A 15,889-nucleotide genomic window follows, 5' to 3' on the forward strand; every position below is an offset into this window, starting at 1 on the left:
AACTCAACAATATCTGAACAGATGTTCAGATAGAACCCCGCTTGAACCGCCGTCGCAAAAGAGGCATCACTGGAGCAGTCCTGTTCGAAAGGGTTCTGAATGAAACCCCTGCCATTTCTGATCGCTGTGCTGGCTTGCGCAGCCTGTGCAAACTTCCCGGAATTGGAGGGAGAGGAACCCACCAACGTGAAAAAGGCACGCTATCCCAAGCTGATCGCGTTGCAGCAGAATCTGGGCCCGCCAGTCGACCCCGTCAGCGAAGCCGCCGAGGTCGAAGAAGAGCTGAACGCCCGCCGCGAAGCGCTGGAAAACAAGGCGGATCAACTGCAGAACGCAGAAATCAACTGAACGTCGTCAAAATCCCTTGTTGGCCCGGTTCGGGACGCATTGCACCCTTGCGCCGAACCCGCTAAGGCAGCGGAGAACGGGCAAGGCCCAAAAGGCGATGAATTCGAGCGAAAGGAACCCACGGGATGACACAGGCGCTGCGGCTTGGAATTGCGGGCTTGGGAACGGTCGGCGTGGGTGTCGTCAAGATCGTGCGCCAACATGCGGATTTGCTGCAAGCGCGTACTGGCCGCCCCATTGAAATCACCGCCGTATCGGCGCGCGACGCGTCCAAGGATCGCGGCGTGAACCTGTCGGGCTATGCGTGGGAAACCGACCCGGTTGCCCTGGCGCAGCGGGACGATATCGACGTCTATGTTGAACTGATGGGCGGTGAAAACGGCCCCGCCAAAGCCTCGGTCGAGGCGGCGCTGGCCAGTGGCAAAGATGTCGTAACCGCAAACAAAGCGCTGCTGGCGATCCACGGGCAAGAGCTGGCCGAAAAGGCCGAAGCCGCCGGGCGCGTGATCCGGTTCGAGGCCGCCGTTGCAGGCGGTATTCCCGTGATCAAATCCCTGACCGAAGGTCTTGCAGGCAATGAAATCACCCGCGTCATGGGCGTGATGAACGGCACCTGCAACTATATTCTGACCCGGATGCAATCGCAGGAGCTGGGCTATAACGCCCTGTTCGAAGAATGCGCCCAGCTGGGGTACCTCGAAGCTGATCCAAATCTGGATGTCGGCGGCATCGATGCAGCGCATAAACTGGCGCTGCTGTCGTCGATTGCCTTCGGCACCAAACCCAACTTCGACGGGATCGAGATTGAGGGCATTCAGCAGATCAGCCTCGATGACATCCACCAGGCCGACGATATGGGCTATCGCATCAAGCTGCTCGGCGTCGCACAGAAAACCGCGCGAGGGCTGGTCCAACGGATGCAGCCCTGCCTTGTACCCAGCGGCTCGGCGCTGGGACAACTGGAAGGCGGCACCAACATGGTGGTGATCGAGGGCGACTCAGTTGACCAAGTCGTTCTGCGCGGCCCCGGCGCGGGCGAAGGCCCCACGGCTAGTGCCGTGATGGGCGATGTCTGCGATCTGGCGCGAGGGTTGCAAATCCCGACCTTTGGCCGGCCCGCGACCTCGTTGCAGGATGCGGCACCGGCGATCACCGGCCTGCCTGCCCCTTACTACCTGCGTCTTGCGCTGTTCGACAAACCCGGCGCGCTGGCGAAAGTGGCTGCCATTCTGGGCGATGCCGGTGTGTCGATCGACCGGATGCGCCAATATGGCCACTCGGACAGCACCGCGCCGGTCCTGATCGTAACGCATAAAACAACACGGGCCACGCTGGATGTGGCGCTGGACGGGTTCCGCGACACCGATGTGGTATCGGGCGAACCGGTCGCGCTGCGCATTGAAGAGGTTTGACCCTTGCGGCCTGCCTAGGCCGCAGGCTATGCCCAAGAAAACGCCTATACTGACCTGAGGATAGTGAAAATGAGTGCTGCCAAGATTGATTTCAACGACCGACTGCTGTCGCTGGGCCTGGCGCGGGTTGCGGAACAGGCTGCTCTGGCCTCTGCCTCGCTGGTGGGACGTGGTGACGAGAAGGCAGCCGATCAGGCAGCGGTCAACGCGATGCGCGAACAGTTGAACCTGCTAGATATCGCAGGCGTCGTGGTCATCGGCGAAGGCGAGCGGGACGAAGCGCCGATGCTTTATATCGGTGAAGAGGTCGGTACCGGTAATGGCCCCGGCGTGGACATCGCGCTGGACCCGCTGGAAGGCACCACCCTGACCGCCAAGGACATGCCCAACGCGCTGACCGTGATTGCGATGGGCCCCCGCGGCTCGATGCTGCATGCGCCCGACGTTTACATGGACAAGCTGGCCGTGGGTCCGGGCTATCCCGAAGGCGTCGTGAATCTGGACATGAGCCCGCGCGAACGGGTCGAGGCTCTGGCCAAAGCCAAGGGCTGCGCGCCTGCCGACATTACCGTCTGCATTCTGGAACGCCCCCGGCACGAGGCGATGATCGCCGAAGTCCGCGAGACCGGCGCCTCAATCCGTCTGATCACCGATGGTGACGTGGCCGGTGTGATGCATTGCGCCGAAAGTGAAGAGACCGGCATCGACATGTATATGGGCCAAGGCGGCGCGCCCGAGGGTGTGCTGGCTGCAGCGGCCTTGAAATGCATGGGTGGTCAGATCTTTGGCCGCCTGCTGTTCCGCAACGATGACGAACGCGGCCGCGCGGCCAAGGCGGGCATCACCGATCTGGACCGTATCTACGCACGCGATGAGATGGTGACAGCCGACGTGATTTTCGCCGCAACCGGCGTGACCGGCGGGTCGCTGTTGCCGCGCATTAAGCGCGAGCCGGGTTGGCTGGAAACCACCACCCTGCTGATGCGCTCCAAGACCGGATCGGTTCGGCGCATGTCCTATCGCACCCCTCTGTGGTCGCACGACAACTAGCGGCTTGCGCCGCGGCCTCCGGCGGTCGTATTTTGAACGAGAAGAAGGGCCGGGTCCGAAAGGTATCCGGCCTTGGCATATCAGGGGCGGGTCATGAGCTTTCTTGGGGTTGAACAGTCTTTGTCCGGGCGGCGGTGGGTCGGCCCCTCGGCGGATGTGGAACGCGCAACCGAGATGCTGGTGCAACAGGCTGGGCTGCCGCGTGCTGTTTGCCAAGTGCTGGCGCGCCGTGGCGTTCCCGCGATGGAGGCCCCCGGTTTCCTGGAGCCAAAGCTGAAAGAACTGCTGCCCGATCCGCGCGACATGAAGGATATGGAAACCGCAGCCACCCGGTTCCTGACGGCAGTGCGGGACAAGCAGCGGATTGCTGTTTTTGCGGATTATGATGTGGATGGCGGTAGCTCAGCCGCCTTGTTGCTGGTCTGGCTGCGGCAGATGGGGTTGCAGGCGACGCTGTACGTGCCCGACCGAATTGATGAGGGCTATGGCCCCAATGTACCCGCAATGCAGGAGTTGGCGGCGCAGCACGATCTGATTATCTGTGTCGATTGCGGCACGCTGAGCCATGAACCGATCGCGGCAGCCAAGGATGCGGATGTGATCGTTTTGGATCACCATTTGGGGGGTGAGACCCTGCCCGAATGCGTGGCCGTGGTGAACCCGAACCGGCAGGATGAAAGCGGCGATCTGGGCTATCTGTGTGCGGCTGGCGTGGTGTTCTTGATGCTGGTCGAGGCCGGGCGGCAACTGCGTGAGGCCGGGGTTAAGGGACCGGACTTGATCTCGCTGCTGGATTTGGTGGCGCTGGCGACCGTGGCAGATGTCGCTCCTCTGATCGGGGCGAACCGCGCACTGGTGCGTCAGGGGTTGAAGGTGATGGCCCAACGGCAGCGGCCCGGTCTGGTGGCCCTGTCGGACGTGGCGCGGATGGATTCGGCCCCGAACAGTTATCATCTAGGGTTCCTGCTGGGCCCCCGCGTGAATGCCGGGGGGCGGATCGGTCAGGCCGATTTGGGTGCGCGATTGCTCAGCACCGATTCCATGCACGAGGCCGAGGCCCTGTCGCAGCGCTTGGACGAACTGAATACCGAGCGCCGCGATATCGAAAACACCGTACGCGCAGCCGCCATGGAACAGGCCGAGGAGCGCGGGCTGGACGCGCCTTTGGTCTGGGCCGCCGGTGAGGGCTGGCATCCCGGCGTCGTTGGCATCGTTGCGTCGCGTCTGAAAGAGGCCGCGAACCGCCCAGCCATCGTGATCGGCTTTGACGGGGATGAAGGCAAGGGCTCGGGTCGCTCGGTTTCGGGCGTCGATCTGGGGGCTTCGATCCAGCGTCTGGCTGCCGAAGGGCTGCTGCTCAAAGGTGGCGGGCACAAGATGGCTGCAGGGCTAACCGTGATGCGCGATCAGCTGGAACCGGCGATGGCGCGGTTGTCGGAACTATTGGCCAAACAGGGCGCGGGCGAAGGCGGCCCGGCGGACCTGAAACTGGACGGCACATTGATGCCGGGTGCCGCCACAGTGGACCTGATCGAACAGATCGAAAAAGCTGGCCCATTTGGCGCCAGCGCCCCTGCCCCACGCTATGCTCTGCCCGATCTGCAAGTGCGCTTTGCCAAACGCGTAGGCGAGTCACATCTGAAACTGTCCCTGTCCGATGGTGTGGGCAGCGGTCTGGACGCCATCGCGTTCGGTGCGTTCGACGGGCCAATCGGGGAAAAACTGTCCAACCACGGTGGCGCTCGGTTCCATTTTGCTGGGCGGCTCGAGGTTAATACGTGGGGCGGACGGCAATCCGTGCAGCTTCGGTTGGAGGACGCAGCTGAGGCAAATTAGGCCCGCGCCCGACCCCGCCAAAAAACTTGTCCCTCCCTGCATTTTTCGGCTTGCGGGGGGTGTAGGTTAACCGTAAAAGGCCCTCCACAAGCAAGCGTGGCCCGTTCGTCTATCGGTTAGGACGCCAGGTTTTCAACCTGGAAAGAGGGGTTCGATTCCCCTACGGGCTGCCACTTGTGCTTGTTCGGCTTAAATGGCCCGTTCGTCTATCGGTTAGGACGCCAGGTTTTCAACCTGGAAAGAGGGGTTCGATTCCCCTACGGGCTGCCATTTTCCCCCTCTTTTTCGCCGTGCAGTCCGCCGGTTTCGCTTTGGATGTCTGGGAATCGATTTCAACAACAAACCCGAACTCACAGTTGCGGCAAACCACCTCTCAGCCTTTTGTCTGTCTTGTGACTGCGCTCGCAATAGCTTGAAAAGTGTTTTTTTTCAGCGCATTATACGACGTCAATTTCATTTACTAAAAATTTAGTTTGACACATATGCAAAAAATCGCCGATGCTCCTCGCCATCCGGTTCGCGCCGGAAACCATAATCTTTGGGAGGAGACAGATGCGGAGACATCTACTTTCCGCCGTGGCGGCAGCAGCCGTCATTGCGGGGCACGGTACCGCTTGGGCCGACGAAGCCGCAGCAACACGTTGGATCGACGACGAATTCCAGCCATCGACCCTGTCGAAAGACGAACAGATGGGTGAGATGAAATGGTTCATCGAAGCTGCACAACCCTATGCGGGCATGGAGATCAACGTCCTGTCCGAGGGCATCCCGACCCATTCCTATGAATCCGAGGTGCTGACCAAGGCATTCGAGGAGATCACCGGCATCAAGGTAAACCACCAGATCCTCGGTGAGGGCGAAGTGGTTCAGGCCGTGCAGACCCAGATGCAGACCGGCCGGAACCTGTATGACGGTTACGTCAATGACAGCGACCTGATCGGCACGCACTCGCGCCTGCAACTGGCCTATAACCTGACCGAACAGATGGCAGGTGACTGGGCGGCGACCACATCGCCGACATTGGATCTGGATGACTTCATGGGTATTCAGTTCACCACTGGCCCGGACGGTAACCTGTACCAGCTGCCCGACCAGCAGTTCGCGAACCTCTACTGGTTCCGCAAGGACTGGTTCGATGATGAGGCCAACAAGGCCGCGTTCAAAGAGAAGTATGGCTATGACCTAGGCGTTCCGGTCAACTGGTCAGCCTACGAAGACATCGCCGAGTTCTTCACCAACGACGTGAAAGAAGTCGATGGTGTGGCGATCTATGGCCACATGGATTACGGCAAACGTGCGCCTGACCTTGGGTGGCGTATGACTGACGCGTGGCTCTCGATGGCCGGCGCAGGCGACGTAGGTGAGCCGAACGGCGTTCCCGTCGACGAATGGGGCATCCGCATGGAAGCGGGCACCTGTAACCCAGTTGGTGCGTCCGTTTCGCGTGGTGGTGCTGCAAACGGCCCGGCTGCGGTTTATGCGATCCGCAAATGGGATGAGTGGCTGCGGAACTATGCGCCTCCGGGTGCAGCGTCTTATGACTTCTACCAGTCGCTGCCGGCGCTCAGCCAAGGCAACGTGGCCCAGCAGATCTTCTGGTACACCGCCTTTACCGCCGACATGGTCAAGCCGAAGTCCGAAGGCAACAACACCGTGGATGACGAAGGCACGCCGCTGTGGCGGATGGCGCCCAGCCCGCATGGCCCCTACTGGGAAGAAGGTCAGAAGGTTGGTTATCAGGACGTGGGCTCCTGGACGTTCCTCAAATCGACCCCCTCGGATCGTGCCCAGGCCGCGTGGCTGTACGCTCAGTTCGTGACGTCCAAGACTGTTGATGTGAAGAAGTCCCACGTGGGTCTGACCTTCATCCGCGACAGCTCGGTCAACCACGAGTCCTTCACCGAACGCGCACCCAAGCTAGGTGGTCTGGTCGAGTTCTACCGCTCGCCCGATCGTGTGGCATGGTCGCCGACCGGCATCAATGTTCCGGACTATCCGAAGCTGGCCCAGATCTGGTGGCAGCAGATCGGTGACGTGAACTCGGGCGCCTTCACCCCGCAAGAGGCGATGGATCGTCTGGCCGAGGAAATGGACATCACCATGTCCCGGATGCAGGCCGCCGATGAGGCCGCCAACGTCTATGGCGGCTGTGGCCCGCGCCTGAATGAGCCGCAGGACCCTGCCTTCTGGCTGGAAAAAGCCGGTTCGCCTAAGGCCAAGTTGGACAACGAAAAGCCGCAGGGCCAGACCGTCAACTATGACGAGCTGGTTGCGCGCTGGCAGGCCAACTAAGCCAATGCAACCGGGGGTGCCGTGCGCGGCATCCCCACCCCACGACCAGTGCGCCGCACTGAAGGACCGGAACCCACGGACATGATCGAACTTCAAGACGCCACCAAGCGGGTTGGCAATGTTATCCATATCAAGCCAACCAACCTGACGCTGCAGACCGGCCATTTCAATGTGCTGCTGGGCGCGACGGGATCAGGTAAGACCTCTCTGATCAAGATGATGGCCGGGCTGGATCCGATGGCCTCGGGCAAAGTGCTGATGGATGGGCAGGATGTGACCCGGCTGAACACGCAAAAGCGACAAATCAGCCTGGTGCACCAGTTCTTTGTGAACTACCCGCATATGACTGTTTTCGACAATATCGCATCACCCCTGCGCGTGGCGGGCATGGCGCAATCCGAGATCGAAGGCCGCGTGGAAGAGGCCGCCGACCTGCTGCAACTGCGCCCCATGCTGCACCGCCGCCCGCATGAGCTGTCGGGTGGTCAGCAACAGCGTACAGCTCTCGCCCGCGCGATTGCCAAGGAAAGCCGCGCGGTGTTTCTGGACGAGCCGCTGGCCAACCTCGACTACAAACTGCGCGAAGAATTGCGCGAACAACTGCCCGACCTGTTCGCAGGGCGCGGCGCCGTGGTGGTCTATGCCACCTCGGAACCCGAAGAGGCGCTGCTGCTGGGTGGCTACACCGCATTGATGGAGGATGGTCGCGTCACGCAGTTCGGCCCGACAGCAGATATCTATCGCAATCCCGAAAACATCGCCGCCGCGCGTGTGTTCTCGGACCCACCGATCAACGTGGCCCACATCACCGTGTCCGGCGCTCAAGCGCAACTGGCAGGTGGCGGAGGCTGGGCCGTCTCGGATATGGCCGATGGAGACTACATGGTCGCCGTGCGCCCGCACCGGGTGACGCCGTTCCGCACATCGGATGCGGATGTTGAACTGACCGGCCGGGTCATTGTGACCGAGCTGTCGGGATCAGATTCCAGCGCGCATTTCCGCCATGGATCGGATGATTGGGTTTCCCTGGCGGCTGGCGTGCATCCCTATCAAGTCGGCGAGGATCACAGTTTCTACTTGAACCCGGCGCATTGCCGGTATTTCGGCCAAGACGGCAAAAGGGTGGCCTGACATGGCACAGATCAAACTTTCCAATCTGCGACACAGCTATATGCCCGCGCCGAAAGGCCCCGAAGATTTTGCGCTGAAGGAAATCGACGTCACATGGCGCGATGGCGGGGCCTATGCGCTGCTGGGGCCGTCGGGCTGCGGCAAGTCCACCTTGCTGAACATCATCTCGGGCCTTCTGCCCCCGTCCGAAGGGCAAATCTTATTCGATGATCGGGATGTGACCGCCCTGCCCCCCGATCAGCGCAACATTGCGCAGGTGTTCCAGTTCCCGGTGATCTACGACACGATGACAGTGGGCGAAAACCTGGCTTTTCCGCTGAAAAACCGGGGGGTTGACCCGGCAACGATCAAACGCCGGGTCGATGAGATCGCCGAAATGCTGGATGTCACGGATATGCTGAGCACCCGCGCCAGCGGCCTCAGCCCGGACAACAAGCAGAAAATCTCGATGGGGCGTGGACTGGTCCGCGATGACGTGAATGCAGTGATGTTTGACGAACCGCTGACCGTGATCGACCCGCATCTGAAATGGAAACTGCGGTCCAAGCTGAAAGAGCTGCACCAGCGGGTCAAAGCCACGATGATCTACGTGACCCATGACCAGACCGAGGCCCTGACCTTCGCCGACGAAGTCGTGGTGATGCAGGAAGGCGAAGTGGTGCAGATCGGCACACCGGTTGAACTGTTCGAGCGCCCTCAGCACACATTTGTGGGTCACTTCATCGGCTCCCCCGGCATGAATGTCCTACCCTGCGAAGCCAAAGGTGACCGCGCGGTTTTCGAAGGCCACGAGGTCATGCTGGAAGGCCCCACCCATGGCGACGGAGGCCGCACCGACCTGGGTATCCGCCCCGAATATGTGGGCTTTGGCGATACCGGCATCCCGGCGCATGTGACCAAGGTTTCCGACATCGGCCGCCACTACGTGGTCAGCGCCATGGTTGGAAATACCGCCCTGAAAGCCGTAACCGAACACAGTGTGCCCGAGCCGGGCTCGCAGGTCTTCCTGCAATTCAAACCTGAACAATCCCGCGTCTACCGCGACGGCTGGATCGCAACCGAGGAACGCAGCTGATGAGAACGGAAAACCAAAAAGCGTGGTTCTTTGTCCTGCCGGTACTCGCGCTGGTCGCATTCAACGCGCTGGTGCCGATGATGACGGTGGTCAACTACTCGGTGCAGGAAACCTTTGGCAACAACCAGTTCTTCTGGGAAGGTCTTGGCTGGTTCGAGCAAATTTTGCGTTCAGATCGGTTCCAAGCGGCCCTCGGTCGGCAGTTCCTCTTTACCTTCCTGATCCTGCTGATCGAGGTGCCTCTGGGCATTATTGTAGCCCTATCGATGCCCCGCAAAGGGTTCTGGGTGCCCGTCTGTCTGGTCCTGATGGCCCTGCCGATGCTGATCCCGTGGAACGTAGTCGGCTCGATGTGGAACATCTTTACCCTGCCCAAGATCGGCCTGCTGGGCTACTTCCTGAATGATGTTCTGGGCATCAACTATGACATGACGCAACAGCCTCTGTCGGCTTGGATCACGGTCGTCGTCATGGATGTCTGGCACTGGACGTCGCTGGTGGTGCTGCTGTGCTATGCGGGCCTCGTTTCGATCCCGGATGCCTACTACCAAGCGGCCAAGATCGACGGTGCCAGCCCGTGGTCGGTGTTCCGCTATATCCAGCTGCCCAAGATGAAAACCGTTCTGACCATCGCCGTTCTGCTGCGCTTTATGGACAGTTTCAACATCTACACAGAACCCTTCGTTCTGACCGGAGGCGGCCCTGGCAACTCAACCACCTTGCTGTCGATCGACCTTGTGAAGATCGCGCTGGGACAGTTCGACCTTGGCCCTGCAGCCGCGATGAGCCTGATATATTTCGCCATCACGCTGCTGGTCAGCTGGGTCTTCTACACTCTGATGACAAAGGATGACGCGCAATGAAGAAGCGGTCTCTTATCCCGATCCTCTATATCGCGTTCCTGATGCTGCCGATCTATTGGCTGGTGGCGATGTCCTTCAAGACAACGAACGAAATCCTGTCGGGCTTTTCCCTATTCCCCCAGACCTTTACGCTGGAAAATTACATCACCATCTTCACCGATCCGACATGGTATTGGGGTTATATCAACTCGATCATCTACGTAACACTGAACACGGTGCTGTCGGTCTGTGTGGCCCTGCCTGCGGCCTATGCGTTCTCGCGCTATCGGTTTCTGGGCGACAAGCAGCTGTTCTTCTGGCTGTTGACCAACCGGATGGCCCCGGCGGCGGTGTTCGCGCTGCCCTTCTTTCAGCTGTATTCTTCCATCGGGCTGTTTGACACGCATCTCGCCGTGGCGCTGGCGCATACGCTGTTCAACGTGCCGCTGGCGGTGTGGATTCTGGAAGGCTTCATGCGCGGCATCCCAAAGGAACTGGATGAAACCGCCTATGTCGACGGCTATTCCTTCCCGCGCTTCTTCGTGACGATTTTCCTACCCAACATCAAGGCGGGCGTCGGCGTGGCGGCGTTCTTCTGCTTCATGTTCTCGTGGGTCGAGATGCTTCTGGCCAAAACCCTTACGGCGGTAGAGGCCAAGCCCATCGCCGCCGTGATGACTCGTACTGCATCCAGCGCGGGGTATGAATTGGGCCTGCTGGCAGCCGCCGGAACACTGACCATCATTCCCGGCGCCATCGTCATCTGGTTTGTCCGCAACTACATCGCGCGTGGTTTCGCGATGGGCCGTGTGTGAGGTTCGATATGCGTAAACTTCTTCTCACCCTCCCCTTTCTACCCTCGATGGCGGCTGCCCAGCAGGCCGGTTGGGGCAGCGTCGGCCAGCAGGAGGAAAAAGGGTTTTCCTGGACCGATCCCTTGTGGCCCGATTTCTGGATGGCTTGGACCCCCGCAACGCTGGCGCTGTTCGTCGGTATCTTTTCGGCCATCGCCCTGATCGGCGTGCTGGAGGGGTTCAAGTTCCGCGACGGGATCGAACGGCGCGGCGTTCTGGGCCTGACCACTACGCTGGGGGATCGACTGTTCATCACCCTATTGGGATCGGCCTATATCTTCCTTGCTTGGCTGGGATTGGTTGGCCAGCCCGTCTGGGCACCGCTTTTCCTGTCGATCGGCTGGGGATTCTTCGTCTTCTGGAAAGTTTGAGCTTTGCGAAACAGCGAAAGGATGCTTGTCTGTCAGGCATACTAAAAAATGCGACACGAAAGACCGATGCGAAAGAAAAAGACAACAAACCTTCTGACCGAGGTAGAGCTGGAGTTCATGAATGAGCTCTGGGCACTTGGTCAGGGCTCGGTCCGTGACGTGCTTGATCGTCTGCCTCCAGAACGCAATCTGGCCTATACCTCTGGCGCAACCATCCTTCGGATTCTCGACGAGAAAGGCTTTGTCGAAAGCCGCAAGGACGGCAAGACGCTGATCTATACGCCGCTGCTGGAGAAAGACAAATATCAGGCACGGTCGTTGCAGAACCTCTCGCGTACATTGTTCGATGACACGCCTGCCTCGCTGGTGGCGCGTCTGGTAGACGATGCGGGCCTGAGCGAAGCCGATCTGGAGGAAATTCGAGCACTGGTAGAAAGGAGACTGCACAATGACGGCGGTTAAACCGGTTCTCGACGCGTATCTGGAATGGAATATCGTATTGGCCCTCGCGGCACTGGTGTGGCTGGTCGTGCGGGCCATTATGGGTCGGACGCGGCTGCAATATGGCTTTGTTGCGCAGCTTCAGGCGCTCAAGGCCCTGTGCCTTTGCGTCGTTCTTAGCCCTGTTCTGGCCATTGGGGCATTTGCACTCACCTCAGCCCATGGCACCGTTGCTTTGGGGGACATCGCTGTTGCCGCCTATCTGCGCGGCGACATCGCCATGCCCGCGACCCAATTCGAGGCGCTTTTGAACACACGCGAACGCTGGGTCGAAGTATTTGTTTCCGGTGCATACCCGGTTATGTCCGCGATCTTCGGTCTGGTTGTTGTGATGGCTGCGGCCTATGCCGTGCGCGTCCTGCGCGATGGGCTGGCGATCCGTGAAACGATCCAGACCAGCTTTTTGTGGCGGCATTCGGCCAAGGTCGATATACGCCTCTCCGACCGGATCGCCGTGCCCTTTGCCGTGCGCGGCCTTCGTCGCCGCCATGTTGTCCTGCCCAGCCATCTGCTGGACACGCCGCGCGAATTGCGCTTTGCGCTGGCGCATGAGCTTCAGCACGTGCGTGCGGGCGATGTGGAGTGGGAGCTGGGGTTCGAAATTCTACGCCCATTGCTGTTCTGGAACCCCGCCTATCTGGTGCTGAAATATCAGTTCGACCGTCTGCGCGAGCTGGCCTGCGACCAATCCGTAGTTGCCCGCCGCGGGATCAACGCGCGCGACTATACCGCTTGCCTGCTGGATTATTGCGCCCGCACGGTGCGCAAGGGCAGCCCTCGGGTTCTGAATGTCGCGCTGGTCACGGGAGGCAAAGCAAAGCGCGTGTTGCGCCAACGGGTGATGGCGCTGGCCGAGGCTCCCTCGGTCCGCTCTGGCACTCCGGTGCTGTTTCTGGGCCTGACGCTGGTCTTTGCAACCGTGCTGGGTTTTGGTGCCGCCTCCGTGCAACAGACCGAGGATTGGAGCCACGACCGATTGATGCTGTCGACAGTAGTTAACCTTGAACGGCTCGAGGCTCGCAACAGCGGCAACTGATCCCGCTTACCAACCACGCCGCCCAAACAGCGCGTGAAGTCGGTTCTGCCCGGCAAACGGGTCCGGCTTTTGCGGCGTGCTGAGCTTTGACACAACGCGGCGCACCATCACCCAGCAGACAACCGCAAAGACAACGCCCCCCAGCGCCTGCCCCATCAGGACACCGGGCGCGCCTGCAAGGATGCCTCCGACCACGGCAAACGGCCAAGTACCCAACGTATGCCGCCCCCAATTGACCCATGTGGAATAGATGGGATGGCCCAGATTGTTAAAGCTGGCATTGGCAACAAAGATTACCCCGTTGAAGAAAGACGCCAGCGCCAGAGGACCGCAGAACAGATAGATCAGCGCCCGCGTTTCCCCCTGCGCCAGAAACAGATCCGCAATTGGGCCTCGAAGGGCAAACAAGACAGCGGCCATCAGCAGAACGTAGATGGCGGTGAATTTGACCCCGGCCAGAAACGTCTCTTTCACCCGATCATACTGTCCCGCACCATAGTTCTGGCCAACGATGGGACCGATCGCGCCAGACAGGGCAAACACAACCGAAAACGCCACCGGCATCAGCCGTGCGATAACCGCCATGCCGGCTACGGCATCGGTTCCGAACTGCGCCACCTCACGGATGACGATGGCGTTGCCGACGGGCGTGGCTATGTTGGTTAAGACGGCTGGTACAGCTATGGCACGCACCGGGCGTACATCCTGAACCACTTGCTTAAGAGAAGGCTGCGCGAACCCTCGATGCACCTTTATAGCAGGTCGCATCACCGCTATCAGCATACAGACCCGCGCGATGACCGAGGCTATCGCCGCCCCGTCCAGCCCAAGCCCAACCGCAAAGATTAGGATCGGATCCAGCACCGCGTTGACCAGCCCGCCGAAAATCGTCGCCTGCATGGAACGGCGCGCATCCCCATGGGCCCGCAAGACCGCCATCCCGGCCATAGCCAAAGCCATCACCCACATGGTCGGAAGAATGATCCGGCTATAGCGCGCCGCCAGATGCAGAACCTCTCCCTCGGCCCCCAACAGCGACAACAGTGTGTTTAGGTTCAGCAGCACAAGCGCGGACAGGATCATGCCCGAGATCGCACCCAGAACGGCAACGCTGGTTCCGAACCGCCTTGCCTGATCGGGCCGCCCTGCCCCAAGCTCGCGCGCAACCAGCGCGCCTGCGGCGATAGACAGGCCGACATTGACCGAGTTGGTAAAGAACAGCAGCGTCCCGGCATAGCCAACCGCCGCCGCCAACGCGTCGTTCCCCAGCATCGAGATGAACACCATATCGACGAAGTCGACAGCGAAGATCGCCATCAGACCGATACTGGTGGTCAACGACATGCGCGTGACATGGCGCATCAGGCTGCCCGACAGAAAGACTGCCTGCCCCGAGCTTTGAGATGTCATGAACGCCCCCCTTGTGCGGGGCTAACCTGCCAGTGGAATACAGGGGGCTTCAACCCCAAAACCCCGTCAGGCAGAAGGCCCAAGTAAATGATCCGCCAGCCGCAGGGACAGTTGTACAATAGTAAACGTGGGGTTGGCGTGGCCGCAGGTCGCAAACACACCTGACCCCGCAACATAGAGGTTCGCGGCCCCATGCACCTTACAGTTGGCATCGACCACGCCAGTCTCGGGCGTCTCGGACATGCGCGCGCCGCCCATATGGTGGCTACCATAGTCCAACGGCAGGTTTTCGAATGCATCGCGGTTCCACAAGGCGGGGTCCATTCGCATCCGGCCCAGCCCGTTTCGGATCAGGAACTTGGCCACTTCAATGGTTGATCCGCGCAGGGTCTCGATGTCTTCGGGCATCAGCCGCAGGTCCAGCCCGACCGTATTCAGATCAAACCGATCCCGCTGGTCGGTCAGAACAACCCGGCTGGCAGGGTTCGGGCGCTGTTCAGCCGTGACCTGAGAGTTGCTGGTAAAAAAGTAATCCTCATCGAATTTCAAACCGTTAATAAAGCCCGTGTCCCCCAGCTCTTCGGGCGGCAGTTTTCTGCGTCTTAGTCGCCGCATCCGCACGGCTGAGTTGGTCCAGCCGTTTTTCAGCATCTGGTCCTGGCTGGGACTCAGCACAAGCTCGGGGCGGGAGCGCCGCGTCAGGCGTTCGAATTCCCATGTCGGGGAATGAGAATAAAGACGCCGTGTGATGAAGTATGTTTCATGGTCGATTACCGGATGCTCCATGAAACAGCGACCAACCATGTCGTTCTGATTGCCGAACCTGTTGTTTTGCCGGGCGTTCAGATGCAGCAACATACGGCTGTTTTCCAAGCCGCCCATGGCCAGCACAAAGCGTCCGGCAGCCACCGCCCCCTCGCCATCACCATAGTTACGGATCTGCGCCTGCGTGATTTGGCCGGTCTCACCATCGACGTCGAACCCTACCACATTGGCATTCAAGACAAGGTCGATGTTCGGCTCATCCTCCAATTGCCCCTGATAGAATGGACCGAAGCGTACCGGGTCCGTGTTGCCGATATCATAAAACGCCCGGTCAGAGCTGAACCTCTGCTCAACAACATCCAGCGTGCCGCTGTCGTCAACCGGTTTGCGGAAGCCGCCCGAGAACTGCCCTGTTTGCAAAAGTTTAGCTGTTTCCGCCTGATACGGGGCCAGATCCTCGTACCGAATGGGCCACCCGCTGAGGGGTACGTCCGGGCGCGGCAGAAAGTCGGACCGGTCCAGCAAAAGACATTGCCCGCCCCAATGACCGGTCGTCCCCCCAAGCGCGCGCAGCCGGGGCGCAGACAGAGGGTAATATTCCAGGCCCAGATTTTCGCCCTCATAGAGGTCCTGCGAGACGGGCGTGACCTCACGGTCTCCGGCCTCTAGAAGAACCACTCGACGGCCCGCCTGTGCCAGTTTCAGCGCAAGCGTGATACCAGCCGGCCCCGCGCCTACGATGCAGCAGTCATAGGGCCCCTCTAACGCCGGGATTTCAGCGCGCGCATCCAGGATCATGACAACCCGTCCACATCCAGGTCGCTCGCATCCAACAGCCAGCTATCAGCAAAAACCACTTTCGGATCGGAAACGGGAGGCAGCGGATTATCCCGCGACTTCAAAACTGCAATCCGGGCAACCGGTGGGACAACGACCACCGCAGCAACAGCCCCAAGAAGATGACGT

At 60.3% G+C, this 15,889-nt stretch carries 14 protein-coding genes and 2 tRNA genes; 14 read left to right on the top strand and 2 right to left on the bottom strand.

Going from position 1 to position 15,889, the window contains the following annotated elements; genetic code table 11:
• Positions 1-99: 99 nt before the first annotated feature.
• From ACR0C5_RS05560 to ACR0C5_RS05625, 14 genes are all read left to right on the top strand, one after another.
• A complete protein-coding gene (locus ACR0C5_RS05560) occupies positions 100-348 on the top strand; it encodes a hypothetical protein (protein ID WP_170769332.1) in 249 nt (82 codons plus the stop codon).
• Between the two features lie 125 nt (positions 349-473).
• The gene (locus ACR0C5_RS05565) at positions 474-1,760 is read left to right on the top strand and encodes a homoserine dehydrogenase (RefSeq protein WP_480875142.1); all 1,287 of its coding nucleotides are present in this window, start codon (positions 474-476) and stop codon (positions 1,758-1,760) included.
• Positions 1,761-1,829: 69 nt separating this feature from the next.
• The gene (gene glpX / locus ACR0C5_RS05570; RefSeq protein WP_170769330.1) at positions 1,830-2,810 is read left to right on the top strand and encodes a class II fructose-bisphosphatase; all 981 of its coding nucleotides are present in this window, start codon (positions 1,830-1,832) and stop codon (positions 2,808-2,810) included.
• 93 nt (positions 2,811-2,903) lie between these two features.
• Positions 2,904-4,646, top strand: coding sequence for a single-stranded-DNA-specific exonuclease RecJ (gene recJ, locus ACR0C5_RS05575; RefSeq protein ID WP_480875146.1), 1,743 nt, complete (start codon positions 2,904-2,906; stop codon positions 4,644-4,646).
• Between the two features lie 98 nt (positions 4,647-4,744).
• Positions 4,745-4,819, top strand: a tRNA-Glu gene (locus ACR0C5_RS05580).
• Positions 4,820-4,841: 22 nt separating this feature from the next.
• Positions 4,842-4,916: transfer RNA gene (locus ACR0C5_RS05585), tRNA-Glu, on the top strand.
• 282 nt (positions 4,917-5,198) lie between these two features.
• Complete coding sequence (locus tag ACR0C5_RS05590) at positions 5,199-6,938, top strand: ABC transporter substrate-binding protein (protein WP_480875148.1); 1,740 nt, start codon at positions 5,199-5,201, stop codon at positions 6,936-6,938.
• Positions 6,939-7,019: 81 nt separating this feature from the next.
• Positions 7,020-8,069, top strand: a complete 1,050-nt coding sequence (locus ACR0C5_RS05595; RefSeq protein ID WP_480503075.1) for an ABC transporter ATP-binding protein — start codon at positions 7,020-7,022, stop codon at positions 8,067-8,069.
• A gap of 1 nt (position 8,070) precedes the next feature.
• Positions 8,071-9,144 carry an ABC transporter ATP-binding protein gene (locus ACR0C5_RS05600; RefSeq protein ID WP_480875151.1) on the top strand — a complete coding sequence of 358 codons (1,074 nt, stop codon included), beginning with the start codon at positions 8,071-8,073 and terminating at the stop codon, positions 9,142-9,144.
• Positions 9,144-10,007, top strand: coding sequence for a carbohydrate ABC transporter permease (locus tag ACR0C5_RS05605; RefSeq protein WP_085807799.1), 864 nt, complete (start codon positions 9,144-9,146; stop codon positions 10,005-10,007). Before ACR0C5_RS05600 ends, ACR0C5_RS05605 begins: the two co-directional genes overlap by 1 nt.
• Positions 10,004-10,801 carry a carbohydrate ABC transporter permease gene (locus ACR0C5_RS05610; protein WP_085807800.1) on the top strand — a complete coding sequence of 266 codons (798 nt, stop codon included), beginning with the start codon at positions 10,004-10,006 and terminating at the stop codon, positions 10,799-10,801. Before ACR0C5_RS05605 ends, ACR0C5_RS05610 begins: the two co-directional genes overlap by 4 nt.
• Before the next feature lie 8 nt (positions 10,802-10,809).
• Positions 10,810-11,211: a DUF2160 domain-containing protein gene (locus tag ACR0C5_RS05615; RefSeq protein WP_170769323.1), complete on the top strand. Its 402-nt coding sequence runs from the start codon at positions 10,810-10,812 to the stop codon at positions 11,209-11,211.
• Between the two features lie 66 nt (positions 11,212-11,277).
• Positions 11,278-11,673 carry a BlaI/MecI/CopY family transcriptional regulator gene (locus tag ACR0C5_RS05620; protein ID WP_170769322.1) on the top strand — a complete coding sequence of 132 codons (396 nt, stop codon included), beginning with the start codon at positions 11,278-11,280 and terminating at the stop codon, positions 11,671-11,673.
• Positions 11,660-12,748 carry a M56 family metallopeptidase gene (locus ACR0C5_RS05625; RefSeq protein WP_480875155.1) on the top strand — a complete coding sequence of 363 codons (1,089 nt, stop codon included), beginning with the start codon at positions 11,660-11,662 and terminating at the stop codon, positions 12,746-12,748. Before ACR0C5_RS05620 ends, ACR0C5_RS05625 begins: the two co-directional genes overlap by 14 nt.
• Positions 12,749-12,754: 6 nt before the next feature.
• Here the strand turns inward: ACR0C5_RS05625 and ACR0C5_RS05630 are convergent, their stop codons facing one another.
• Together ACR0C5_RS05630 and ACR0C5_RS05635 are read right to left on the bottom strand one after the other, a co-directional pair.
• Positions 12,755-14,158: an MATE family efflux transporter gene (locus ACR0C5_RS05630; protein ID WP_480503080.1), complete on the bottom strand. Its 1,404-nt coding sequence runs from the start codon at positions 14,156-14,158 to the stop codon at positions 12,755-12,757.
• Positions 14,159-14,224: 66 nt separating this feature from the next.
• The gene (locus tag ACR0C5_RS05635) at positions 14,225-15,721 is read right to left on the bottom strand and encodes a GMC oxidoreductase (protein WP_170769320.1); all 1,497 of its coding nucleotides are present in this window, start codon (positions 15,719-15,721) and stop codon (positions 14,225-14,227) included.
• Positions 15,722-15,889 lie beyond the last annotated feature (168 nt).

This window comes from Ruegeria sp. N8 (assembly GCF_056531325.1).